Annotated in this window: 11 protein-coding genes; 10 read left to right on the forward strand and 1 reads right to left on the reverse strand. The window is 71.7% G+C overall.

What is annotated here, in order from left to right:
• The first annotated feature begins 791 nt into the window (after positions 1-791).
• Both AWC03_RS09820 and AWC03_RS09825 read left to right on the forward strand, forming a co-directional pair.
• Positions 792-1,538 carry a maleylpyruvate isomerase family mycothiol-dependent enzyme gene (locus tag AWC03_RS09820; RefSeq protein ID WP_085240305.1) on the forward strand — a complete coding sequence of 249 codons (747 nt, stop codon included), beginning with the start codon at positions 792-794 and terminating at the stop codon, positions 1,536-1,538.
• Positions 1,539-1,618: 80 nt separating this feature from the next.
• Positions 1,619-2,236 carry a TetR/AcrR family transcriptional regulator gene (locus AWC03_RS09825; protein WP_085240306.1) on the forward strand — a complete coding sequence of 206 codons (618 nt, stop codon included), beginning with the start codon at positions 1,619-1,621 and terminating at the stop codon, positions 2,234-2,236.
• 7 nt (positions 2,237-2,243) lie between these two features.
• Here AWC03_RS09825 and AWC03_RS09830 read toward each other — a convergent pair whose 3' ends face one another.
• Positions 2,244-3,905: a (2,3-dihydroxybenzoyl)adenylate synthase gene (locus AWC03_RS09830; RefSeq protein WP_085240307.1), complete on the reverse strand. Its 1,662-nt coding sequence runs from the start codon at positions 3,903-3,905 to the stop codon at positions 2,244-2,246.
• A gap of 99 nt (positions 3,906-4,004) precedes the next feature.
• On the opposite strand from AWC03_RS09830, the gene AWC03_RS09835 reads away from it, so the two are divergent.
• From AWC03_RS09835 to AWC03_RS09870, 8 genes are read left to right on the forward strand one after another with little or no spacing between them, the layout of a single operon-like run.
• Complete coding sequence (locus tag AWC03_RS09835; RefSeq protein ID WP_085240308.1) at positions 4,005-7,508, forward strand: non-ribosomal peptide synthetase; 3,504 nt, start codon at positions 4,005-4,007, stop codon at positions 7,506-7,508.
• A complete protein-coding gene (locus AWC03_RS09840; RefSeq protein ID WP_085240309.1) occupies positions 7,505-8,266 on the forward strand; it encodes a thioesterase II family protein in 762 nt (253 codons plus the stop codon). The genes AWC03_RS09835 and AWC03_RS09840 overlap by 4 nt, the downstream gene beginning before the upstream one ends.
• Positions 8,259-9,575: a beta-ketoacyl [acyl carrier protein] synthase domain-containing protein gene (locus tag AWC03_RS09845; RefSeq protein WP_085240310.1), complete on the forward strand. Its 1,317-nt coding sequence runs from the start codon at positions 8,259-8,261 to the stop codon at positions 9,573-9,575. Before AWC03_RS09840 ends, AWC03_RS09845 begins: the two co-directional genes overlap by 8 nt.
• The gene (gene mbtD, locus AWC03_RS09850) at positions 9,572-12,580 is read left to right on the forward strand and encodes a mycobactin polyketide synthase MbtD (protein WP_420845657.1); all 3,009 of its coding nucleotides are present in this window, start codon (positions 9,572-9,574) and stop codon (positions 12,578-12,580) included. The genes AWC03_RS09845 and mbtD overlap by 4 nt, the downstream gene beginning before the upstream one ends.
• Positions 12,577-19,122: a non-ribosomal peptide synthetase gene (locus tag AWC03_RS09855; protein WP_085240312.1), complete on the forward strand. Its 6,546-nt coding sequence runs from the start codon at positions 12,577-12,579 to the stop codon at positions 19,120-19,122. Before mbtD ends, AWC03_RS09855 begins: the two co-directional genes overlap by 4 nt.
• Positions 19,119-23,525 (forward strand): non-ribosomal peptide synthetase, encoded by a 4,407-nt coding sequence (locus AWC03_RS09860; protein WP_085240349.1) that lies wholly within the window; start codon positions 19,119-19,121, stop codon positions 23,523-23,525. Before AWC03_RS09855 ends, AWC03_RS09860 begins: the two co-directional genes overlap by 4 nt.
• Entirely contained in the window at positions 23,522-24,817 is a 1,296-nt protein-coding gene (gene mbtG, locus AWC03_RS09865) for an NADPH-dependent L-lysine N(6)-monooxygenase MbtG (protein ID WP_085240313.1), read from the forward strand. The genes AWC03_RS09860 and mbtG overlap by 4 nt, the downstream gene beginning before the upstream one ends.
• Positions 24,795-25,010 (forward strand): MbtH family protein, encoded by a 216-nt coding sequence (locus tag AWC03_RS09870; protein ID WP_085240314.1) that lies wholly within the window; start codon positions 24,795-24,797, stop codon positions 25,008-25,010. Before mbtG ends, AWC03_RS09870 begins: the two co-directional genes overlap by 23 nt.
• Positions 25,011-25,151 lie beyond the last annotated feature (141 nt).

The following is a 25,151-nucleotide window of genomic DNA, read 5'->3' on the forward strand; positions in this document are numbered from 1 at the left end:
CGACCCGTTCGGTCGATACCTCCCCGATATCGAGCGCTACCTCGATAAGCCATTCGTGCCGCTGGTGGGCCTGCGGAACGACGGCCTCGATCACCGTATCCTAGGAACGGTTAGGGCGGAATAGTACCAGCCAAACTTTTTTGGCGCGCTTCGGCGGGCAAACGGTCAACCCGCCTCGACGCGGTTAAGGGGGATATCCCGCGCTGTCGTCCGTGTCGGCGGGCGCTCAATCGCCGAAGTCAGGTAATGCCGACCGCCATTCGCTGACGCATGCGGATTGTTTCGCGTTGTGTGGCAGCGTGTTTCAGCGGACCTTCTTTCGATGCGCATTGTTGACGATGGAGATCCTGGAATGGGCTTTTGCTCAGCACCTCCCACTTCAGGTCGATGGCGCTCAATCGGAGCGCCGCCGGTTATGGGTATCCGGTCGTGGTGTGATCCTGACCACGTCTTCGCCCAGGGCTCCAGACGCCGCTTGCGACAAAGCCTTTGGCCGCGGCCATGGGGCGTGCCGGCCGAAGCGGTGCGAAAGTGCCGGAATGCTGGGCGAACTGGCTTGACATCGCGCCGATGAAGCGCTGCCGCTCCCGGAATTCGGCCAACGGTGAGGGCGCCACCGTCGCGGCGGCCAGTGACCCGGCCCTGTGCCAGTTGTGGCGGTGTGGCAACCCGCGCCGTGGTGCGGCAGGCAAGGCTCCCCTGGACCGGGGCCGGCCAGCCAGGATCACTTGACAACATACATTCGGTAGGTATGTTAATACATACCGTATGTATCAAGGAGGTGAAGGTTCATGAGTGCCACGCTCGAAGCCATCGCGGCGGAACGCGCAATCGTGCTGGACGTGTGTTCCCGCCTGCCCGGCGCGACGTGGGCGACCGAGAGCGGATGTCCGGGTTGGACTGTCCAGGACCTGGTATCGCACATGGCATGTAGCTACTGGTTGGCGGTCGACCCGTCGACGCTGCCTGACCCCGGTGGCCTGCCCGCCGAGCGCGCCGCGGACCTTTACGTCGCGTCGCGTCGCTCCATGACCCCGGCGGAAGTGCTCGCCGACTACGAGTCCGTCAGCGCGCGGGGTCTGGACGTGCTGGCCGCGGTCGAGGGCCAAGACGTCGACATACCGATAGGCGACGTCGGAACATATCCGGCCTCGGTCGTGCCCACGACCTTTGTCTTCGAGACCTTCGTGCACCTTCGCTACGACTTGTTCACTCCGGACGGTCCGTTGCGGTCGGATCCGCCGCCCGTCGACGAACTCCGGCTTGCGCCGACGCTGGACTGGATCGAGGCGGCGCTGCCGCAGCAGAACTCCCAGCTGCTCAACGGTTTACGCGGCGGTGTCGAGATCCGCCTCGACGGGATGTGCGCGCGGACGCTGCACCTCGGTGCCCCGGGGGATCCGGCTGCGGAGATCGCGAGCGATTCGCAGGCGTTCGTGCGGTGGGTCACCCAGCGCGGCACCTGGGAAGGACTTGGCGTTCAGGCCGAGGGTGACCCGTCGGCCCTGGACATCGTCCGCCGGTTCCGGGTGTTCTGAACGACGCCGCGGCCGACTGTCCCGCGACTTTCACGCGGTGTGTATGACAATGCATACGGACGTGTGAAAGTGAGGGTGGCATGGCGCAAGACGGTCGCCGCACGCAGGCCGAGCGTGCCGCCGACACGCGGGGTGCGTTGATCAGCGCCGCCCGGCCCCTGTTCGCCGCGCGGGGATTCGCGGAGGTATCCCTGGAGACGATCGTGCGCGACGCGGGGGTGACGCGCGGCGCGTTGTACCACCACTTCGCCGACAAGACGGAGCTGTTCGCGGCGGTGTTCGAGCAGGTGGAGGGTGAGATGGCCACCCGGATGGGGGAGGCCGTCGCGGCGGCGGGACACTCCGATCCGGTCGAGATCATGCGGCTGTGCGCCGGCCTGTGGTTGGACGCGTGCGCCGAACCCGAGGTTCAGCGCATCGTGTTGCTGGAGGCTCTGGCGGTGTTGGGTTGGGAACGCTGGAGCGACATCGGGCACCGATACAACATCGGCTTCGTGACGGCACTGCTGGCCAACGCCATCGAGTCCGGCAGCATCCCGCCCCAACCCGTCGAGGCGACGGCGCTCACCGTGATGGGGGCGTTGCGCGAGGCGACGCTCTACATCGCCCGCGCGGACGATCAGCGCCGGGCGCGCGCCGATGCCGGCGCCGTGATGGATCGGCTCCTCAATGCGTTGCGTGCCAAGGAACCCGGCTGAACCTCGCTCAGCCCGACGAGCGGTCGTGCGCCGATAGCTGCCGGGCGATCGCCTTCTTGTCGACCTTGCCGATCGGTGTGGTCGGCAGCGTTGACATCGGGAACAGCACATCGGGCCGCGCGTGAGCGGCCACGCCGCGCCGGTCCAGGTGCGCGTTCAACTCCGCCAGCGTGATCGCCGGGCCGGTGAAAACCACAGCCGCACAGATCCTTTCGCCCAGGTAGGGATCGGGAAGCGGCACCGCGGCCGCCGTGAAGATCGCCGGGTGGCGCAGCATCTGCTCCTCGAGGTCGGCCGCGGAGATCGATTCACCGCCGCGGCAGATGACGTCCTTGACCCGCCCGGTGACCGTCAGATACCCGTCGCGCCGGAGCCGGACCAGGTCGCCGCTGCGGAAGAAGCCGTCGGGATCGAAGCACCGCTCGTTGTCGCGCTCGGCACGGTAATAGCCGTTGAGCGTGTAGGGTCCGCGCACCAGCAGCTCGCCTTCCTCGCCCGGCTCGACCGGTTCTCCGTCGGTGTTCACCACGCGCAATTCGTCGGCCGCGCACAACGGCCGCCCCTGGGTGCGGTCGACGAGTTCGGGCGGATCGCCCGGGCGGGTGTAGTTGAGCAGCCCCTCGGCCATCCCGAACACCTGCTGCAGCCCCGGGGTCAGGGTGGCGCGAATCAGGCGGGCGTCGCCGGGCTCCAGCTTTGCGCCGCCAACCTGCAGGAGCCGCAGGGACTTCGGCGTCACCGGCTCCCACTCGCAGGCCTGCGCCCAGAGTTTGGCCAGGGCCGGCACCAGGGCGGTGACCGTGACGCCGTGCCGCTCGATGGCGGCGAAGGCGGCCTCCGGGCTGGGGTCGGTGCCGAACACGGTGGTGGCGCCCACCGTCATGGCGCCGAGCAGCCCGGGACAGGCCAACGGGAAGTTGTGCCCGGCGGCGAGCATCACCAGGTACACGTCGTCGGCGGTGAGCCCGCAGACCCGGGCGCTGGCGGTCGCGTTGAACAGGTAATCCTCGTGGGTGCGGGGGATGAGCTTGGGAGTGCCGGTGGTGCCGCCCGAGACCAGCAGCAGCGCAGGCGATTCCGGATCGCGCGGCGGTGCGGGGGGCGGGGTGGCGTCCTGGGCGCAGAGTTGCGCCCACGAGGTGAACGGGCCGGGGTCGCCGTCGACGATGACGTGCGCGAGCCCGGGGTGGTCCGCGACGAGCTCGCGCGCCATGGCACGGTAGTCGAAACCGGTTGCGGCGCCGGCGATCACCAATGCCGTGGGCTCGCTGACGGCTGCGAAATGCCCCAATTCCGCCGCCCGGTGGCCGGGCAGACACATCACCGGGATGGCGCCCGCCCGTAACAAGCCGAACAGCGCCACCGCGAACTGGCATCCGTTCGGCAGCTGCAGCAGCACCCGGTCGCCCGGTGCGATGCCCAGGGCGCGCAGTCCCGCGGCGGCGCGGTCGGCGCGCTCGTCGAGCTGCGCATAACTCAGGCCGGCGCCGCTCACGGCGTCGAGCGCGGCGGTCCGGCCGGGCCAGCGGTGCGCCGCGTCGCTCAGGATGGTGTCCAGCGTGCGCCCCGCCCAGTAGCCGGCCGCCCGGTAGGCGGCGGCCCGGTCGGCGGGGAACGGCACGAACCCGTCGATGGCCCCGGCCGGGGTTTGCCTTGTGTTCGCGGTCATTGGTCCTCGGATAAGGGGGGCGTAGTAGCGGCGATCCGTGAGTAAGGATAGGGTAACCACCACAACTTAGGGCAGCCTGTGCTAATTCAGGGAGGGTTCGTGGTGCGTGCCTCGGTGCGCTCGGAAGACATCCGGGCGGAGGTGGCCGAACTGTTGGGCGTCCGCGCGGACGACCTGCACCCGGGCGCCAACCTCATCGGCCAGGGCCTGGACTCCATCCGGATGATGACCCTGGCGGGCCGCTGGCGGCGTCAGGGCATCGCGGTCGACTTCGCCACGCTGGCCGCCACCCCGACCATCGAGGCCTGGGCCGCCGTGGTGACCGCCGCCGGCCCGGACGGGACGGCCGAGCCGCCGGCCGCCGAGCCGGACGATGCTGCCGACGGTGAGCCCTTCCCGCTGGCGCCGATGCAGCACGCCATGTGGGTCGGCCGCCAGGACGGTCAGCGGCTGGGCGGGGTGGCCGGACACCTCTACGTCGAATTCGACGGCCGCGCTATCGATCCCGAGCGCCTGCGGATGGCGGCCACGGCACTGGCGCGGCGCCATCCGATGCTGCGGGTGCAGTTCCTGCCGGACGGCACCCAGCACATCGCGGCGACCGGTGACGAATTCCCGGTCACGGTCGAAGACCTGCGCCACCTCGGCGGCGACCGAGTCGATCAGCGGCTCGCCGCCATCCGCGACGCCAAATCGCACCAACAACTCGACGGCGCGGTGTTCGAGCTGGCGCTGACCCGGCTGCCCGGCGAGCGCTCGCGCCTGCACGTCGACCTGGACATGCAGGCCGCCGATGCGATGAGCTATCGCACCCTGATGGCCGACCTGACGGCCCTCTACCTCGGGCGCGAGCTGCCCGCACTGGGCTACACCTACCGGCAGTACCGGCAGGCCATCGAGGCGGAGGAGGCGGGTCCACAGCCGGCCCGCGACGCCGCCCGCGAGTGGTGGGCGCGGCGCCTCCCCGAGCTGCCGGACCCGCCGGCGCTTCCCACCACCGGCGACCGCGGCTCGCGCCGCAGCACCCGGCTCTGGCACTGGCTGGACCCGGACACCCGCGACGCCCTGTTCGCGCGCGCGCAGGCCCGCGGGATCACCCCCGCCATGACGCTGGCCGCGTCGTTCGCCAACACCCTGGCGCGCTGGTCGACCACCTCGCGTTTCCTGCTGAACGTGCCGCTGTTCGGCCGCCAGCCCCTGCACCCCGACGTCGACTCGCTGGTCGGCGACTTCACCTCCTCGCTGCTCCTCGACGTCGACCTCACCGGCACCCGCACGCCGGCGGCGCGGGCACAGGCGGTGCAGGACGCGATGCGGACCGCCGCCGCACACTGCGCCTATCCCGGGCTGTCGGTGCTGCGGGACCTCGGCCGGCAGCGCGGCACCCAGGTGCTGGCACCGGTGGTGTTCACCAGTGCCCTGGGGCTCGGCGCGCTGTTCAGTCGCGAGGTCACCGCGCAATTCGGCACGCCCGCGTGGCTCATCTCCCAGGGCCCGCAGGTGCTGCTCGACGCTCAGGTCACCGAGTTCGACGGCGGGGTGCTGGTGAATTGGGATGTGCGCGAGGGCATCTTTGCCCCGGGTGTCATCGACGCCATGTTCGCCTACCACATCGACGAACTGCTCGGGCTGGCCTCCGCCGACGACGACTGGGACGCACCGGGGCCGGCGCCGCTGCCGGACGCGCAGCGCGCGGTGCGCGACGCCGTCAACACCCGCACCGCCGCGCCCAGTGGAGAAGCGTTGCACGACGGATTCTTTCGGCAAGCCGAGCGGCGGCCCGACGCGCCCGCCGTGCTCGCCGGTTCCGGTGACCTCAGCTACGGGCAGCTGCGCGACCAGGCGCTGGCGGTGGCCGCCGCGCTGCACGCGGCCGGCGTCGGCGCCGGCGACACGGTCGCCGTGGTGGGCCCGAAAACCGCCGAGCAGGTCCCGGCGCTGCTGGGCATCCTGAGCATCGGCGCCGTGTACCTGCCGATCGGCGCCGACCAGCCGCGCGATCGCGCGGAACGCATCCTGCAGACCGGCGGGGTGCGCCTGGCCCTTATGTGTGGCGGGCAGCGGCTGGCGCTGCCGGTGCCCGAATTGATCCTCGCCGATGTGCTGCGCGACGCACCCGTTCGCGCCGACATGCGCTGCCCGAGAATCGATCCCGCCGATCTCGCCTACGTGTTGTTCACCTCCGGCTCGACAGGCGAGCCCAAGGGCGTCGAGGTGACGCACGACGCCGCGATGAACACCGTGGAGTTCATCGCCCGCCACTTCGAGATCGGTCCCGCGGACCGGTGCCTGGCCCTCTCCACCCTCGAAGGCGACATCTCGGTGATGGACATCTTCGTCACCCTGCGCACCGGCGGGTCGATCGTGGTCGTCGACGAGGCTCAGCGCCGCGACCCCGACGCCTGGGCCCGCCTCATCGACACCCACCGGGTCACGGTCTTGCACTTCATGCCGGGCTGGCTGGAGATGCTGCTCGAGGTCGGCCGCGGACGGCTCTCCTCGGTGCGGGTGATCCCCACCGGTGGGGACTGGGTGCGCCCCGAGGTGGCGCGCCGCCTGCGGGCCGAGGCGCCCGGCCTCCGGTTCGCAGGCCTGGGTGGAGCGACCGAAACCCCGGTCCACAACACCATTTTCGAGGTCGCCGATCCCGACGAACTGCCGGCCGACTGGACCGCACTGCCCTACGGCGTCCCGCTTGCCAACAATGCCTGCCGCGTCGTCGACGACGCGGGTGACGACTGCCCCGACTGGGTCGCGGGCGAACTCTGGGTGTCCGGGCGCGGGATCGCCCGGGGTTATCGCGGGCGTCCGGACCTCACCGCGGAGCGCTTCGTCGAGCACGCGGGCCGGACCTGGTACCGCACCGGCGATCTCGCCCGCTACTGGCCCGACGGCACGCTGGAATTCGTCGGACGCGCCGACCACCGGGTCAAGATCAGCGGGTATCGCGTCGAACTCGGCGAAATCGAGGGCGCGCTGCGCCGGTTGCCGGGGATCGCGATAGCGGTCGCCGCGGTGGTGCCCGGATCCGGTGCCTCCGAGGTGCTGGCCGCCGCGGTCTGCCCGGAGAGCGCCGGGCTGACCGCCGAGCGGATTCGCGAGCTGATGGGCGAGCTGGTGCCCGCGCACATGGTCCCGCGGCACGTCGCGCTGGTCGAGCGCATCCCGTTCACCGACGCCGGCAAGATCGACCGCCGCGCCGTCGCGCGCGACCTGGCTGCCCTGGCCGCACTGTCCGGGCGGCCCGGCTACCGCGCCCCGTCGACGCCGCTGGAAAACGCCCTCGCCGGGCTCCTGGGCGAGCTGCTCGGCGTGGAGCGGGTCGGTCGTGACGACGACTTCTTCGCCCTCGGCGGCGATTCGGTGCTGGCCACCCAGGCCGTGGGTCGCATCCGGACCTGGCTGGACACCCCTCACATCATGGTCGCCGACGTGTTCGCCACCAGAACCGTCGCCGCGCTCGCCGACCTGCTTGCCGGCCGCGAGCCGGACCGGACGCGGCTGGATCAGGTGGCCGAACTGTATCTCGAGGTCATCCACATGGACGCCGACACGGTGCTGTCGGCCGCTCGCCACAGCGGGAAAACCGGTACGGCGCAATGACCTTCAACCCCGTGATGAGCACGCCAACCGAATTCGCCTCCTGGATCAAGCGGGTGCCCGGCAGGAACGGCGACCGGTCCGGCGCCACCGTCGTGTTTCCGCATGCCGGGGCGGCCGCGGCGGGCTACCGGGCACTGGCGACAGCACTCGCCGCCGGCGGCGACACGTACATCGTGCAGTACCCGCAGCGCGCGGACCGGCTGGACGATCCGGCCCCCGACACCGTGCGCGACCTTGCCCGGGGCCTGTTCGACGCCGGACCGTGGAGCCGGGTCGCGCCGCTGCGGTTGTTCGGCCACAGCATGGGCGCCGTCGTGGCTTTCGAGTTCGCCAGGATCGCCGAATCCCGCGACACGGCCGTGCACCGCCTGTGGGTCTCGGCCGGGCCGGCCCCATCCGCGGTGGCCACCATGCCCGAACTGCCCACCACCGACGACGGATTGCTCGCCGACATCGCCGATCTCGGCGGCACCGATCCCGAGCTGCTCGCCGACGAAGAGTTCGCCGAACTGCTGACCACCGCCGTGCGGGCCGACTACCAGGCCGTCAACCGCTACCGGTGCGCCCCCGGGGTCCGCATCGCGGCCGACATCTCCGTGCTGGGGGCGCGCGACGACCACCGCGTCGATCCGGTCGCGTTGCGGTTGTGGAAGGACCACACCGCGGGTGCCTTCGCGATGTTCCTCTACGACGGCGGGCACTTCTACCTCGACGAACACCTCGAGGCCGTCGCGGAGCGGGTGAACTTCGATGCCTGACAACGGGTTCGACGGTGCGTCCGATCCGGTCGCGATCGTCGGGATGGCCCTGGAAGCCCCCGGCGGCATCGACACCGCCGACAAGTACTGGGACCTGCTGTCACACGGGCGTGAGGCGCTGGGGCCGTTTCCGACCGACCGGGGCTGGCAAGTCGGCGAGCTGCTCGCCGGATCGCGGCGCGGCGGGTTCAAGGAGATCCACGACCGCGGTGGCTTTCTCTCCGGCGCAACGACATTCGACCCCGAATTCTTCGGCATCTCGCCGCGGGAGGCGGTGGCTATGGACCCCCAGCAACGCGTCGTGCTCCGGGTGTCCTGGCGTGCCCTGGAAAACAGCGGCATCAATCCCGACGATCTGGCCGGACATGACGTCGGGTGCTTCGTCGGCGCCTCGGCCACCGGATACGGGCCGCAGATGGCCAGCTTCTCCCGGCACAGCGGCCACCTGCTCGCCGGCACCGCGCTCAGCGTGATCAGCGGCCGCGTCGCCTACACGCTGGGGCTAGCCGGCCCGGCGCTGACGGTGGACTCCTCGTGTGCGTCCGCGCTGGCGGCGTTTCACGTCGCCGTGCGTTCGGTGCAGAACGGGGACTGCGACCTGGCGCTGGCCGGCGGGGTCAACGTGCTGGGATCGCCCGGGTTCTTCGTCGAGTTCTCCAAGCAGCACGCCCTCTCCGACGACGGCCACTGCCGCCCGTACAGCGCGCAGGCCAGCGGGACGGTGTGGGCCGAGGGGGCGGCGATGTTTGTGCTGCAACGCAAATCGGCCGCGCTCCGGGCGGGCCGCCATGTCGTCGCCGAGGTGCGCGCCACCGCGGTCAACCAGGACGGCCGCAGCGCCGGGCTGAGCGCCCCCAGCGGGGACGCGCAGGTCCGCCTGTTCCGGCGCGCCATGACACAGGCCGGGATCGGCCCCGAAGACGTCGGGATGGTCGAGGGCCACGGCACCGGCACCCGGCTCGGCGACCGCACCGAGCTGCGGTCGCTGGCCCAGACCTACGGCGACACGACGCCCGGTGGCGGCGCGCTGCTCGGTTCGGTCAAATCCAACGTCGGCCACGCCCTGGCCGCCAGCGGGGCGCTCGGGCTGGCCAAGGTGGTGGTCTCCGCCGAGCACGGGGCCGTCCCGCCGACGCTGCACGCGTCGGCCGCCAGCCCGGAAATCGACTGGGACAGCCAGGGATTACGCCTGGCGACGGCACTGACGCCATGGCCTGCGATCGGCGGCCGACGGATCGCGGCGGCGTCGGCATTCGGCATCGCCGGCACCAATGCGCACGTGATCGTCTCCCTCCCCGAGGTCGCGTGATGCTGACCTCCCCGTTTCCCGACAGCCGCGTGCCGGTGATGCTCTCGGCGCACGACGAAGGGCTGATCGGTCAGGACGCCCGCGCCATCCTGGACTACCTGCGCCGGACCGGCCCCGCCACCGACACCGCCGACGTCGCGTCCACCCTGCTGCGGCTGCGGCGGATACGGCGGCACCGCGCGGTGGTGCGGGCGCGCGACCGCGGCGAGCTGCTCTCCGGCCTGTCCGCGCTGGCCCGCGACCACGAGCACCCGCTGGTCACCCGGTCCTCACTCGGCGCCGCCCCGCGCATCGCCTTCGTGTTTCCCGGTCAGGGCAACCAATGGCATTCGATGGGAGCCGATGCATACCAACGACTTCCGGCATACCGGGCCGAGGCCGACCGATGCGCTCAGGCCTTCCGCGCCGCCGGGCTGCCCTCGCCGTTGCCCTACCTGACCGGCGGGCTCGACCGGAACTGGTCGCGCACCGAAATACAGGGAGCGCAGTTCACCCACGCGGTCAGCCTGGCCCGCCAATGGCAATCTCATGGCGCGCTGCCCGCCATCGCCATCGGTCACAGCCTCGGCGAGGTGGCGGCGGCGTATGTGGCCGAACGGATATCGTTGCCCGACGCGGCCGGACTGGTCGGCGCCCGCGCCACGATCGTCGACAGCTTGGCGGGGCAGTACGCGATGGCGGTGCTCGGCACCGGGGTCGACGAGGCCGAGTGCCTGATTGGCGAAACGGCGGGCTGGCTGGAAGTTTCGGCGGTCAACGGCCCGGCGTCGACCGTGGTGTCCGGCGACCGCGACGCCGTCGCGGCCGCCGTGCGGCTGGCCCGGCAGCGGGGCGTGTTCACCCACCAGCTCTCGGTGGACTACCCGGGACACACCAGCGTCCTGCGGCAGTTGCGCGCCGCGTTGGCGGAGCGGGCGCCACGCTCGGCATTCCGGGACAGCCCGGTGCGGTTCATCGGCTCGACCTTCGGCGCCGAGGTGGGCAGCGACGCGGACTTCTCCCGGTACTGGTATGAAAACCTCTGCAGCACCGTTCGTTTTGACCGAGCCGTGGGGGCGGCCCAGCGGCTGGGCGCGAACGTGTTCGTCGAGATGTCCGCGCACCCCTCGCTGCTGTATCCGCTCGCGGACCTGATCGGCGAGGCGGCGGTGGCCGTCGGCTCCGGTCATCGCGACGGCGCGATCGTCGACACACTGGCGGCGAACATCGCGGCCGTGGCGACCGCCGACCCCGGCTGCCAATGGGCCCGCGCCGTCCCCGGCGGCCTGCGGGCACCGCTGCGGGGCTTCCCGAACGCGCCCATGCGGGCGCTACACCTGTGGGCGGCGCCGGAGCCGCTGACCGCGACCGCTCCGCCGGCCCCGGCACCCACCGTCGCCGTCGAGGACTGGGAGCAGGCGGCGCCATCGGCCGCGCCGGGTGCCGACGTCGGCGTCCTCGCCGTCGCGCCGACGGATGAGCCTCTGACGCGCCGGCTGATCGACGCCGTTGGGGCGCACGGCGGTTGCCGGGTGGTGCCGCCGACCGACGCGGAGATCCTCGCGGTCATCGCGCCGCGGCTGGACGCGCCGGACCCCGCGGCCGCGGTCGAGCAGATCGGCGGCCGCCCGGACGCCGGCCTACCCGACTACGCCGCGCTGATCGGTCCGCGCTGCCGGACCGTGTGGCTGCTCACCGCGGGCGCCGAAACCGTCGAACAAAACGATTCCGATGCCGTCCCGGCGCAGGCGGCGCTGGCCGCGATGCATCGCAGCGTCGGGTTCGAGTTCCCCGAGCAGACCTTCGGACATCTCGACCTGCCGCACCGGGACGTCGACGCCGTAACGGCGCGCGCCGTCGTCGGCGCCCTGCTCGGCGAGGTGGCCGAGGTGGCGCTGCGGGGCGGCGAATCGCCGCAACCCTACGTCCGGACCTTCCGGGAATGCGCCGACTCGGCGGCCGCACGGCCGCTGACCGCCGACGCGCTTGACCACGTGGTCATCACCGGCGGCAGCGGCGCCATCGGCCTGCAGTATGCGCGATACTGCATCGAGCGCGGGGCGCGGACGGTCACGCTGTTGAGCCGGAACGGCATCGACGGGGACACGCTGCGCCGGCTCATCGAAGGCCACGGCGCCGACGTGCGCGCCCCGCGCTGCGACATCACCGACCCCGCGGCCGTGGCGGCCGTCGCGGCCCGCCACGGCGGCCCGGGCGCGTCGTTGCTGATCCACACCGCGGGCATCGCCGAGGCCCGCTCGCGGTCCGAGCTGACCGGCGCCCACGTGGCGGCGGTGTGCGCCGCCAAGGTGCGCGGCCTGGCGGTGCTGGCCGAGGTGTGGCCGCTGCGGCCGGATTGCCGAATCCTGGCGTGCTCGTCGGTGTTCGGGGTGTGGGGCGGCCACCATCACGCGGCGTATGCCGCCTCCAACCGGCTGCTCGACGTGTTGGTCGCCGGGCTGCGCCGCAGGGGACGCGACGGCATGGCGATTCGATGGGGACTGTGGCAAACCGCCGGCGTGGTGGGGGCCGAGGAACTCACCCGCACCCAACGCTCCGGCCTGATCGCGATGGCTCCGGACCGGGCGATCCAGGCGAGCCTGCACCGCTACGACGGTGATCCGCTGATCTTCGACGCCGACCTCGACCGGCTCGGGGTGTTCTTCGAAAGCCAAGGCGTGCCAATGCCGTTCACGCCACCGGTGGAGGAAGCCGACGGTCCCGCCGCCCGATCGCTCGCCGCGGTGGTGCGCGCCGAACTCGCCGCGACGCTGCACCTGGCCGACTCCGTCTCGATCGACCCGGGCGCACCGCTCATCGACCTCGGGGTCGACTCGCTGCTCGCACTCGACCTGCGTAAGCGGCTGCGCCGGACGGTCGGAAGCTCGGTGCCGGTCGCCCGCATGCTCGGCGGGATCACCCTCGACGAATTGATCGACTCATTGAGTGCCGGCCCGGCCGGCGGGTCGCGGGACGGCGCAACGCTCGACGCTCCCGAAGGCAGAAAGGTTGGACTCCCAGCGTGACGGACACCACCGGGACCAGGGCCCGTCTCGACGACGAGCGCCTGGAGATATTGCGCCGCAAGATCACCGAGCGGGGCCTGGGCAGCCCGGCCACCCAGGCGGTCGCGACCGACACACGGCCGCGCATGTCCGCCGGCCAGCACCGGATGTGGTTCGTGCAGTCGGTGGACCCGGACAGCGCGCTGCTCAACGTCTGTGTCTCCTACCGCGTCACCGGCCCGGTCGACCCCGGGCGCCTGCGGCGCGCGGTCGACGCCGTGGCCGCGCGGCACTGCGTGCTGCACACGACCTACGCCATGGGCCCCGATGGCGACCCGTATCCGGTCCTCCGGGACGGGCTGCGGCCCGAGTGGGCGGAGCACGACCTGTCGGAGCTGACCGAGCAGGCCCGCCGGTTGCGGTTGGACGTGCTGGCGCAGCGGGACTTTCGCCGGCCCTTCGACCTGGCGAACGATTCACCGCTGCGGGTGACCGTGGCGCGCCTGTCGGCCGACGAGTTGATGCTGCTGATCACCGCCCACCACGTCGCCTGGGACGACGGCTCGTGGACACCGTTCTTCGCGGACCTGACCCGCGCCTACATCGACCCGGACGCCTTCGCGGGCGAACCCGCGTCGGCGGCCCCACCGCCCGACGACGCCGCGGATCCGGCGGCGGACATCGAGTACTGGCGGCCCATGATGGCGAATCTGCCTGAGCCGCTGGAACTTCCGGGGCCCAACGGGTCGGTGGTGCCCAGCACCTGGCGCGCACAACGCGCCACGAGGCGGTTGCCGGCGGCCACCGTCGACCGGGCTGCGGCGTTGGCGCGGGAAACGGGGGCCACCCCGTACATGGTGCTGATGGCCGCGTTCGCCGCGCTGGTGCACCGCTACACCCAGTCGACGGACTTCCTCGTCGCCGCCCCCGTGCTCAACCGCGGCGTCGGCACCGAAACGGCCATCGGGTACTACGGGAACACCGTGGTGCTTCGGCTGCGCCCGGAGCCCCACCAGACGTTCCGCGAGCTGCTGGCGCACACCCGGGACAGCGCGGTGGGCGCCTTCGCCCATTCGCGCGCCGACCTGGACTGGCTGGTGCGGGAGTCCAATCCCGATCGCCGGCACGGCGCCGACCGGATGACCCGGGTGAGCTTCGGGCAGCGGGAGCCCGACGGCGCCGGCTTCTGTCCGCCGGGCGTGGCGTGCGAGCGCGCGGAGCTGCGCGGCCAGTTCAACCAGCTGCCGTTGAGTGTCATGATCGAGCTGGACCGCGCCGCTGACGGCTCGGGCGGCGCGCTGGTCGAAGCCGAGTACCTGGTCGAGGTGCTGGACCGGCAGCTGATCGATCAGCTGCTGCGGCACTACGCCGTGTTGCTGGACGACGCGCTGAGCAACCCCGACACCGCACTGTCGGCGTGCGCGCTGATGGACGCCGACGACGCCGAGTGGTTGCGCAGGGCCTCGACCGGTGACGACTTCGAAACGCCCGCCACCACGTTGCCCGCGCTGGTCACCCGCCGGGCGGCGCTGTCGCCCGACGCCGTCGCCGTCGTCTACGAGGGACGCGAGTACACCTACCGCGAGATCGACGAAGAGTCGAATCGGCTGGCGCACTGGCTGATCGAGCAGGGCATCGGCACCGAAGACCGCGTCGCGGTGCTGCTGGACAAGTCGCCCGACTTGGTCATCACCGCGCTGGGCGTGCTCAAGGCCGGCGCGGTCTACCTGCCGGTGGACCCCACCTATCCGGCGGATCGGCTGGCCTTCATCCTCGGCGACGCCGACGCCAAACTGGTGCTGCGCGAACCGGTTACCGGGCTGTCGCGGTACCCGGCGACCGCGCCCGCCGAGTTGGTGCGGCCGCTGGGCCCGCAGAACACCGCGTACCTGATCTACACCTCGGGTTCGACCGGGCTGCCCAAGGGCGTTCCGGTGCCCCACGCGCCGATCGCCGAGTACTTCGTCTGGTTCGGCGACGAGTACCGCGTCGACGAAACCGACCGGCTGTTGCAGGTCGCATCGCCCAGCTTCGACGTCTCCATGGGCGAGATCTTCGGCACGTTGATCATGGGCGCCCGCCTGGTGATTCCGCGGCCTGACGGGCTGCGCGACATCGGCTACCTCACCGAACTTCTCGGCCGCGAAGGCATCACCTCGATGCATTTCGTGCCGTCGCTGCTCGGGCTCTTCCTGTCGCTGCCCGGCGTCGGCCAGTGGCGCAGCCTGCGGCGCGTCCCCATCGGCGGGGAGGCCTTGCCGGGTGAGATCGCCGACAAGTTCCACGCCACCTTCGACGCGCTGCTGTACAACTTCTACGGTCCGACCGAAACCGTCGTCAACTGCACGAGTTACCCGGTGGAAGGGGCCCAGGGCACCCGGGTGGTGCCCATCGGCCGTCCCAAGATCAACACGCAGGTGCACCTGCTCGACAACGCGCTGCGGCCCGTTCCCGCTGGCGTGATCGGCGAGATCTACATCGGTGGAACACATGTCGCGCACGGATACCACGGCAGGCCGGGGCTGACGGCCGAGCGTTTCGTCGCCGACCCGTTCACCCCGGGCCGCCGGTTGTACCGCTCGGGCGACCTCGCTCGCCGCAACGCCGAGGGGAACATCGAGTTCGTCGGCCGCGCCGACGAACAGGTCAAGATCCGCGGCTTCCGCATCGAACTGGGCGAGGTCGCGGCCGCCATCTCGGTCGATCCCAGCGTGGGACAGGCGGTCGTGCTCGCGATGGACCTGCCCCGGTTGGGCAAGAGCCTGGTGGGATACGTGACGCCGGCCGAGGGCGGGGGTCCGGAAACCGTTGAGGTCGAACGGATCCGCGCCCGGGTGGCCGCCGCGCTGCCGGACTACATGACCCCGGCGGCCTACGTGACGCTCGCGGAAATCCCCATCACGGCGCACGGCAAGATCGACCGCGCCGCGTTGCCCGAACCGCAGATCGCGGCGGCCGCGCAATACCGCGACCCGACCACTGCCACCGAACGCCGCGTCGCGGCACTGTTTTCCGCGCTGCTCGGCCACGACCGGGTGGGTGCCGACGACTCGTTCTTCGACCTGGGTGGTCACTCGCTGGTGGCCACCAAACTGGTGACCGCGATTCGCTCGGAGTGCGGGGTGGAGCTCGGCATCCGCGACGTGTTCGAGCTGCCGACCGTGGGACTGCTGGCGGAGCGGGTCGACCAGCTCAGTGCCGGCGCGGTCCGCCCGTCGCGGCCCAGGCTGGTGGCGACCGTCCACGACGAGCCGCTGCCGCTGTCGGCCTCGCAGCTGCGTAGTTGGTTCGCCTACCGCGTCGACGGGCCCGGCTGGGTCAACAACATTCCCTTCGCCGCGAAACTGACCGGGCCGTGGGACGTCGAGGCCCTGATCGCCGCGGTCGGTGACGTCGTCGCCCGCCACGAGATCCTGCGCACCTCCTACGTCGAGGTGGACGGCGTGCCCTACCAGGTGGTCGGATCGGGCCAGGAGGTTTCCGTGCGCCGCGCCACCGGCCCCGACGACGCCTGGCTGCAACGGCAACTGGACGCCGAGCGCCGGCACTGCTTCGAGCTGGACCGCGAGGTGCCGGTCCGGGTCGCGGTGCTGCACACCGCCGACAACCCCGCCGAGCGCGTGCTGTCGTTGGTGATCCACCACATCGCCTCCGACCACTGGTCGGCCGGCGTGCTGTTCGCCGACGTGATGACCGCCTACCGGGCGCGCCGCGCCGGGGAGGCCCCGTCCTGGGCGCCGCTGCGCGTGCAGTACGCCGACTACGCGGCGTGGCAGGGGGCTTTCCTGGGTGACGCGAGCGGCCAGGAACCCGCCGTGGCCGCCGGGCAGCGCGAGTATTGGGCGCGGCAGCTGGCCGGACTGCCGGAGGACACCGGGCTGCGGCCCGACTTCCCCCGCCAGCCCGTGCCCAGCGGCGCCGGCGAATCCGTCGACTTCCGCATCGACGCGGCGACGCGCGCCAAGCTCGCCGAGCTGTCCCGGGAGCTGGGCATCACCGAGTTCATGCTGCTGCAAACGGCCGTCGCCGTGGTGCTGCACAAGGCGGGCGGCGGCCTGGACGTTCCGCTCGGCACGCCGGTCGCCGGGCGCACCGAGGCCGAATTGGACCAACTGATCGGCTTTTTCGTCAACATCCTGGTACTGCGCAACGATCTGACCGGCAACCCGACGCTGCGCGAGCTGCTCACCCGCGCCCGCGAGACGGCGCTGGCCGCCTACGCCCACCAGGACCTGCCCTTCGACCGCGTGGTCGACAGCGTCAGCCCGGTCCGTTCCCTGTCACGCAACCCGCTGTTCCAGGTCGTCGTGCACGTGCGCGACCAGCTGCCCGCCGCCCGGGTGGTCGAGCAGACGGTCGACGGGGGACCGGACACGGTGTGCACCTCGCTGGACCCCGTGTTCGACATGGCGCACGCCGACCTCAGCGTCAACTTCTTCGGCACCGACGGCTCGAACGGCATCGGGTACAACGGCACTCTCATCTTCCGCACGGAGCTGTATGCCAGGACCACCATCGAGCGGATGGCCGGCTGGCTCACCCGCGTGGTGGCCGAGTTTGCCGACAACGTCGATCAGACTTTGCGAGATGTGCAGTTGACCGACGCCGACGAGCGGCGCCGGATGCTGGAGGGCTGGAGCCGCGGTGAGCGGGCGCCGCGGGACCGGCCGCGCACCATCCCCGACCTGCTGCAGCCGAGCCGAACCTGGGGACCCGACCGGATTGCGGTGCGCTGCGGTGACGAGCAGATCGATTACCCTGCGCTGCACCGCCGTTCGGACAACCTGGCGGCGCTGCTCGCCACGCGCGGGGTCCGGCCCGGGACGCTGGTGGGCCTGTCGACGCGGCGGGGACTCGACCTGGTGGTGGCGCTGGTGGCCATCATGAAGGCCGGGGGCGGGTATTTCCCGATCGACCCCGGCTACCCGGGGGCGCGCAAGCTGTTCATGCTCGGGGACGTCCGCCCGCCGGTGGTGGTGGCCACCGCCGACGCGGCCGACAGCATCCCCGAAGCCGCTGGCGTCAACGTGATCTCGCTGGACGACCCGCGCGTCCGCGACGCGATGCAGAACGGGGAGGCCGACCACCGGGCACTGCCCCTGCCGCACCCCGACGACCCGATGTACCTGGTCTTCACGTCGGGATCGACGGGCACGCCGAAGGGCGCGGTGGGCACCCATCGGTCGATGGCCGCCCGGCTGGACTGGCAGCTGCGGCACTACCCGCCGAGAACGGACGACGTCCGGCTGGCGCAGGCCTCGATGACGTTCCTCGAGGGCGGCATGGAGATGCTGGCCGGCCTGGCGGCGGGGGCCACCATGATCCTCGCAGACGATGCCGAGCACCGCGACCCGGAAGCGCTCGGGGACTTGATGACCCGGCATTCGGTCGCCCAGGTGACCGCCGTGCCCAGCCTGGTCTCCGCCCTCGTCGACAGCCGGCCCGGCGCGGTGCGGGCACTGTCCCGGCTGGTGTGCGGCGGGGAACCGGTGAGCACCCCACTGCTGCAGCGGCTTGTGTCGGTGTGCGCCGGGGCGGACGTCGAGCTGTTGAACAACATCGGCTCGACCGAAACCTCCGGCGCAGTTTGCCGCGGGCGGCTGGAGCCGCCGCATCCGCTGGTGGGCAAGCCGGTCCCGGGGGCCGACGCCTACCTGCTCGACGACGCCCTGCGGCCGGTGCCGGTCGGGGTGGTCGGGGAGCTGTATTACGCCGGCGATCAACTGGCCCGCGGCTACTGGAAGCGGCCCGGGCTGACCGCCGCTCGGTTCGTCGCCAATCCCTTTGCCCCCGAACCGGGTTCGCGCCTGTATCGCAGCGGCGACCTCGCCCGCTGGACCGAGTGCGGCCGGCTGGAATTCGTCGGGCGCTCCGACCACCAGGTGCAGGTGCGCGGTTTCCGGGTCGAATTGGGCGAGGTGGAGGCGGCGCTGGCCGGAGTCGACGGCGTCGCGGCCGCGGCCGCCCGCACCTGGGAGGTGCACGGGGGCACCTCGCTCGCGGGATACGTGGTGCCCCAACGGTCGATCGCCGACGACAGCGAGAAGGCCTCGTTCGCGGCACGGGTGCGCGCCGCGATCGGCACGACGCTGCCCGGCTACATGATGCCGTCGTCGTTGACCGTCCTCGACGCGCTGCCCAAGACCGACTCGGGCAAGCTGAACCGGCCCGCTCTGCCGCGGCCGGTGGTCAGCACCCGCGGGCGCGTCGAACCGTCGCGCACCGACACCGAACGGGCACTGGCTAAGGTGTTCGCCGAGCTGCTCTCGACGCCCGAGGTGGGTCGTTTCGACGACTTCTTCGCGCTCGGCGGCGACAGCATCCTGTCCGTGCAGCTGGCCTCGCGGGCGCGCGCGGCCGGCCTGGCCGTCAGCCCGCGGATGATCTTCGAGAACCCGACGGTGCAGCAGCTGGCGGCCGCGCTGGATGCGTTGGGCGCGAACGGCAATGACGCCGACCCGGCCGACGCCCGATTCGAGCCGATGAGCGCGTCGGGGCTGTCGGCCGACGACCTCGCCACCGTGGCGCAGCTGTGGTCGTCGTCGCGCGAGGGTGCGACATGACGGCCACCAAGGACGTCGCGCCCGGCATCGAGGACGTGATGGCGCTGAGCCCGCTGCAAGAGGGCCTGTACTCGCTGACCACGCTGGCCGAATTCGGCGACGGGGAAACCGCCGACGATCCGTACGTGATCGGGATGGTCGCCGACATCTCCGGCGCGCTCGACGCGGCGCTGTTGCGTGATTGCGCGGCAAAGATGTTGGGCCGACACCCCAACCTGCGGGCCAGCTTCTTCAGCCGCGGCATCGCCCGCCCGGTGCAGATCGTCCCGTCGCGGGTCGACCTGCCATGGCGCACCGTCACCGCCACGCCCGAGGACGTGCCGGCGTTGGAGGCCGGCGAACGCCGCAGCCCGTTCGACCTCGAACACGGGCCGGCCATCCGCTTCCTGCTCATCGAACTGCCCGGTGCGCGCTGGCGTTTGGTGCTCACCGCCCACCACATCGTGATCGACGGCTGGTCGTTGCCGGTGTTCGTCAACGAGATGATGATGCTGTACCGGTCGGGCGGCGACCTGGCGGCGCTGCCCGTCACCCCGCGGCCCTACCGCGATTACATCGGCTGGCTGGCCAGCCGTGATACCGAAGCCAGCCAACAAGTTTGGCGCCGGCACCTCGAACGCCTTCCGGGCCCCACCCTGCTGGCGGCGGCGCTGGGCTCGGCGGACGACAAGCGGACCGCGCTGCCCCGCCCCACCGAACTGCGGATGCCCGCCCCGGCCACCGCGCGCATGGTCGAGCAGACCCGTTCCCGAGGCATCACCGTCAGCACGCTGATGCAGATGGCGTGGGCGCTGGTGCTCTCGCGGCTGATCGACACCCAGGACGTGGTCTTCGGGGTCACGGTGTCGGGCAGGCCGCCCGAACTGGCCGGCGTGGAGACCATGATCGGTCTGTTCGTCAACACCGTGCCCATGCGGGTGCGACTCGACCCGGCGACCCCCGTCGGCGAGCAATGCCGCACCGTGCAGCGCACCGCCGCGCTGCTGCGCGAGCACGGCTACCTCGGGCATGCCCAACTGCGCGCGCTCGGCGGGGTCGGGGAGATGTTCGACACCCTGCTGGTCTACGAGAACTTCCCGCTCGACGGGCTGACCGCCGGCACCGAATTGACCGCCGCCGGCGCGACATTCCGGCCGTCGGCGCTGCAAACCCTGTCGCATTTCCCGATCACCGTCGCGGCCCACCTGGCCGGCGGCGAACTGGTGCTGCTGGTCGAAGCGATCGACGGCGCGCTGGGCGACATCCCACCCGCCGCCCTCGGCCGGCGGGTGCTCGTCACCGCCGAGCGGCTGCTGCGGGACTGGGAGCGTCCGCTGCGCCAGGTCAGCGTCCTCTTCGAGGACGAGGCGCTCCCCCCGGGCGCCGCCTGCGCCCCCGCCGCGGCGCCGGTCGGCATCCACACGCGCTTCGCCGGGGTGGTCGGCAGGGCCCCGGACCGTCTCGCGGTCAGCTGGGCCGGCGGCGCGCTGAGCTACCGCGACCTGGACGCCCTGGCCAACGGCCTGGCCGCCCGGCTCGCGGACCGCGGCGTGCGGCCCGAAACCCCGGTCGCCATCCGGCTTTCCCGCGGCCCGCAGTACATCGTCGCGACGCTGGCCGTGCTCAAAGCCGGCGGTGTGTGCGTGCCGATGGAGCCGGGGACACCCCCCGAACGGGTGGCATCGATCCTGCGCCAAACCGGCGCGTCCGTCGTGCTCGACGAGGAGTCGATGGCGAACCGCGAACCTGCCGGCAGCGACTTTCGGCCAGTCGATGTGCCGCCCGGCCAGGCCGCGTATGTCGTCTTCACGTCGGGCACGACGGGAGAACCGAAGGGCGTCATCGGAACTCACGCGGCGGTGACGGCCTATGCCGACGATCACCTGGACAAGGTGTTGCGGCCGGCGGCCGCCCGACTCGGTCGACCGCTGCGCATCGCGCACGCGTGGTCGTTCGCGTTCGACGCCGCCTGGCAGCCGCTGGTCGGGCTGCTCGACGGCCACGGTGTGCACGTCGTGGACGAGCCCACCCAGACCGACGCCGAGGCGCTGGTCGCGGCGATCGCCCAACACCGTGTCGACATGATCGACACCACCCCGTCGATGTTTGCCCAACTCAGCGCGAGCGGTTTGCTGGCGGCGGTTCCGCTGGCCGTTCTCGCGCTGGGCGGGGAGGCGCTCGGCGCAACCGCCTGGGACCTCATCCGCGCCGAGTGCGCCCGCACGGGCATGACGGCCTACAACTGCTACGGCCCCACCGAGACCACCGTCGAGGCGGTGGTCGCCGCCATCGCCGAGCACGACGAGCCGTCGATCGGGCGGCCGACGTTGCACACCCGCGGCTACGTGCTCGACTCGGCGCTGCGCCCGGTGCCGCGCGGCGCGACGGGTGAGCTCTACCTGGGCGGCGCCCAGCTGGCCCGCGGCTACCTCGGCCGGCCCGCCGAAACCGCCCAGCGGTTCGTGGCCGACCCGTTCGCGGCCGGCGAACGCATGTACCGCACCGGCGATTTGGTGCGTCGAGGCGCCGACGGCGCGCTGCAGTACGTGGGCCGCGCCGACGCGCAGGTGAAGATCCGCGGCTACCGCGTGGAACCCGGCGAGATCGCTGCCGCCCTCGAATCCCATCCCGGCGTCCGGCAAGCGGGCGTGCTGGTGCGCCGGCGGCGCGGCGCCGCGCTGCTGACCGCCTACGTGGTGGTCGCCGACACCGGCCGGCCACCGTCGCCGGCCGAGCTGCGCGGCACGCTCGGCCCCCGGTTGCCGCGCTACATGATTCCGCAGCGCATCGTCACGGTCGACCAAATCCCGCTCACGGTCAACGGCAAGCTGGACGAGGCCGCGCTGAGCACCCTCGACGCCGTCGAGGCGGGTTCCGCCCGCGCCGAGCCCGAAACCCCCACCGAAGCCGCGCTGGCCGAACTGCTTTCGGGGCTGCTGGAGCAGCCCCGGGTGGACGTGGCCGCGGACTTGCTGCAGCTGGGCCTGGACAGCATCACGGCCCTGTCGGTGGTGCAGGCGGCCCGCGCGCGGGGGATCGCCCTGCGCGCCAGGCTGATCCTGGAGTGCGCCAACATCCGCGAGCTCGCCGAGGCGATCGACTCCGAAACCGCCACCGCCACGAGCGATGCCGACGACGCCACCGGACCCATGCCCGTGTTGCCCAACGGCCGCTGGCTCTACGAACACGGCGAGCCGCGGCGACTGGCGCAGACCGAGGCCATCCGGCTGCCCGACGGCGTCACCCGCGAGCAGTTGGACACCGCGCTGGCCGGCGTCGTGGCCGGCCACGAGGTGCTGCGCACCCGCCTGGACCGCCCCACCATGACCCTGGTCCCGGCGCGGACCACCGGGATCGACCTCTTCGAAATCGAGGGCGATGGCGACCTGCGGGCCGCGGTCCCCGGACACGTCGCACGGGCGGTCGAGCGCCTCGACCCGGAACGGGGAGCGCTGCTGGCCGCGGTGTGGCTTCGGCCCCCGGCCGGGCCGAGCGTCCTGCTGCTGACCGCCCACGTCCTCGCGATGGATCCGGCGTCCTGGCGCGTGGTCCTCGGCGAATTGCACGCCGCCCTTACGGCATTGGCCACCGGCCACCCACCCGCCCCGGTCCGGGAGCACACCAGCTACCGGCGTTGGGCCGGCGCGCTCGTCGAGCGCGCGCACCGGCTGGACACGATGCAATTCTGGGCCGCCCAGTCCGGGGGCGCCGACCCCGACCTCGGCGCCCGGCGGATCGACCCGGGCCGTGACCGGGCCCGCGATCTGCAGGTCCGCATGATCGCCGCGGACGCCGACACCACCGGCCGGCTGCTGGACTCCGGGCTGCCGTTGCCGCACCTGTTGATCGCCGCCACCGCGGCGACGGTGACGCGGTGGCGGCAATCGCGCAACCAGGCCACGCCGCCGCCCCTGCTGGCCCTGGAAACACACGGCCGCGCCGACGGTCTCGTCGACGGGCCGGGCGCGCCCACCGTCGACACCGGCGACACCGTCGGGCTGCTGAGTTCCATCTACCCGATGCGGGTGACGTCGGCCGACCCCCGCGAGGTGGGCGAGCAACTGGCGGCCATTCCCGGGGACGGCCTGGACTACGGGCTGCTGCGCTACCTGCGCGCCGACACCGCCGAACGCCTCGCCGGGTTGCCCGGCCCGCAGCTGTTGCTGAACTACCTGGGCGCCGCCCACGCCGGCGGGGGGACCGGACTCACCCTGGAGCGCGAGCTGCTCGCCGGGGTGTCGCCGCAACCGGAACCCGATCTGGCGGTACGGCACGAGCTGACCATCGTGGCCGCCATGCTCACGCTCGGCGGACAGCGCGTGCTGGCCGCGCAATGGCGCACGTTGCCCGACATTCTCGGCGACGCCGATGTGGCCGAGCTGCAACGTCTTTGGATGGAATCGCTGCGGGAGACGGTGACATGAGCACACTTGCGATCCTGGGCGCGGGAGCCAAGGCCGTCGCCGTCGCGGCCAAGGCGTCCGTGCTACGGGGCATGGGCGTCGACGCCCCCGAGGTGATCGCGGTCGAACGCATCGGCGTCGCGGCCAACTGGCAGGCCAGCGGCGGCTGGACCGACGGCGCGCACCGGCTGGGCACCAGCCCGGAAAAGGATGTGGGGTTTCCCTACCGTTCCGCGCTGGTGCCCCGCCGCAACGCCGAACTCGACGAGCGGATGACCCGCTACAGCTGGCAGTCCTACCTGATCGCCACGGCGTCGTTCGCCGAGTGGATCGACCGCGGCAGGCCGGCGCCGACGCATCGCAAGTGGAGTCAGTACCTGGGTTGGGTCGCCGAGCAGATCGGCCTCGACGTGGTGCACGGCGAGGTGGAACGGCTGGCCGTCAGCGGCAACCAATGGGCGCTGCACACCCGCGACACCACCGTGCACGCCGACGCCCTGATGATCACCGGACCCGGGCAGGCCGAAAAGTCGTTGCTGCCCGGCAACCCGCGGATGCTGTCGATCGCCCAGTTCTGGCACCGCGCCGCCGGACACGACCGGATCAGCGCCGAGCGGGTGGCGGTGATCGGCGGCGGCGAGACGGCCGCGTCCATGCTCAACGAGCTGTTCCGGCACCGGGTTTCGACCATCACCGTCATTTCCCCGCAGGTGACGCTGTTCACCCGCGGGGAGAGCTTCTTCGAGAACTCGCTGTTCTCCGACCCCACCGACTGGAGCGCCCTGACGCTGGCCGAGCGCCGTGACGCGCTGGCCCGCACCGACCGCGGGGTGTTCTCGGCCAACGTGCAGGAGGCGCTGCTGGCCGACGACCGCATCCGCCACCTGCGGGGCCGGGTGGCCCATGCGGTGGGCCGCGACGGGCAGATCCGATTGACCCTGTCCACCAACCGGGGCAGCGAAAACCTCGAAACCGTGCACGGTTTCGATCTGGTCATCGACGGCTCCGGCGCCGACCCGCTGTGGTTCACGTCGTTGTTCGGCCAGGACGTGCTGGACCTGCTGGAGCTCGGGCTCGGCGGCCCGCTGACCGCCGACACCCTGCAGGAGGCCATCGGCTACGACCTGGCCGTCACCGACGTCACGCCCAAGTTGTTCCTGCCCAACCTGTCCGGGCTGACGCAGGGGCCCGGATTTCCCAACCTCAGCTCCCTGGGATTGTTGTCTGACCGGGTACTGGGATCCAGTGGCGGCTTGGTGGGCCCGTCCGCGCACACGACAAGGAGACGCGATGAGCATCAACCCCTTCGATGACGACAACGGCACCTTCTTCGTTCTGGTCAACGACGAGGACCAGCACAGCCTGTGGCCCGGCTTCGCCGACAAACCGGCGGGCTGGCGGGCGGTCTTCGGCGAAGCGAGCCGCGCGGAGTGCCTGGAGTACATCGAACAGAATTGGACCGACATCCGGCCGAAGAGTCTGCGGGAATCGATCGAGCGACGCTGACCCGGGGCGGTGCCCGCCGCCGTAGCGTCACCGTAACGTGACCGGCCCGAGACACAAATGCCGGTCGCACCAGGCACACTTACACCAACTACACCGTGGTCTCGCGTAACCATGTGGGGGACAACATCACTGACATCCCAT

Source organism: Mycobacterium europaeum, assembly GCF_002102155.1.
Classification (GTDB): Bacteria; Actinomycetota; Actinomycetes; order Mycobacteriales; family Mycobacteriaceae; genus Mycobacterium; species Mycobacterium europaeum.

What these genes read in the sequence shown, in the direction of transcription:
- AWC03_RS09820 (WP_085240305.1), top strand. Translation starts at nt 792, where the DNA reads ATGAGTGCCACGCTCGAAGCCATCGCGGCGGAACGCGCAATCGTGCTG.
- AWC03_RS09825 (WP_085240306.1), top strand. Translation starts at nt 1,619, where the DNA reads ATGGCGCAAGACGGTCGCCGCACGCAGGCCGAGCGTGCCGCCGACACG.
- AWC03_RS09830 (WP_085240307.1), bottom strand. Translation starts at nt 3,905, where the DNA reads ATGACCGCGAACACAAGGCAAACCCCGGCCGGGGCCATCGACGGGTTC.
- AWC03_RS09840 (WP_085240309.1), top strand. Translation starts at nt 7,505, where the DNA reads ATGACCTTCAACCCCGTGATGAGCACGCCAACCGAATTCGCCTCCTGG.
- AWC03_RS09845 (WP_085240310.1), top strand. Translation starts at nt 8,259, where the DNA reads ATGCCTGACAACGGGTTCGACGGTGCGTCCGATCCGGTCGCGATCGTC.
- AWC03_RS09860 (WP_085240349.1), top strand. Translation starts at nt 19,119, where the DNA reads ATGACGGCCACCAAGGACGTCGCGCCCGGCATCGAGGACGTGATGGCG.
- mbtG (WP_085240313.1), top strand. Translation starts at nt 23,522, where the DNA reads ATGAGCACACTTGCGATCCTGGGCGCGGGAGCCAAGGCCGTCGCCGTC.
- AWC03_RS09870 (WP_085240314.1), top strand. Translation starts at nt 24,795, where the DNA reads ATGAGCATCAACCCCTTCGATGACGACAACGGCACCTTCTTCGTTCTG.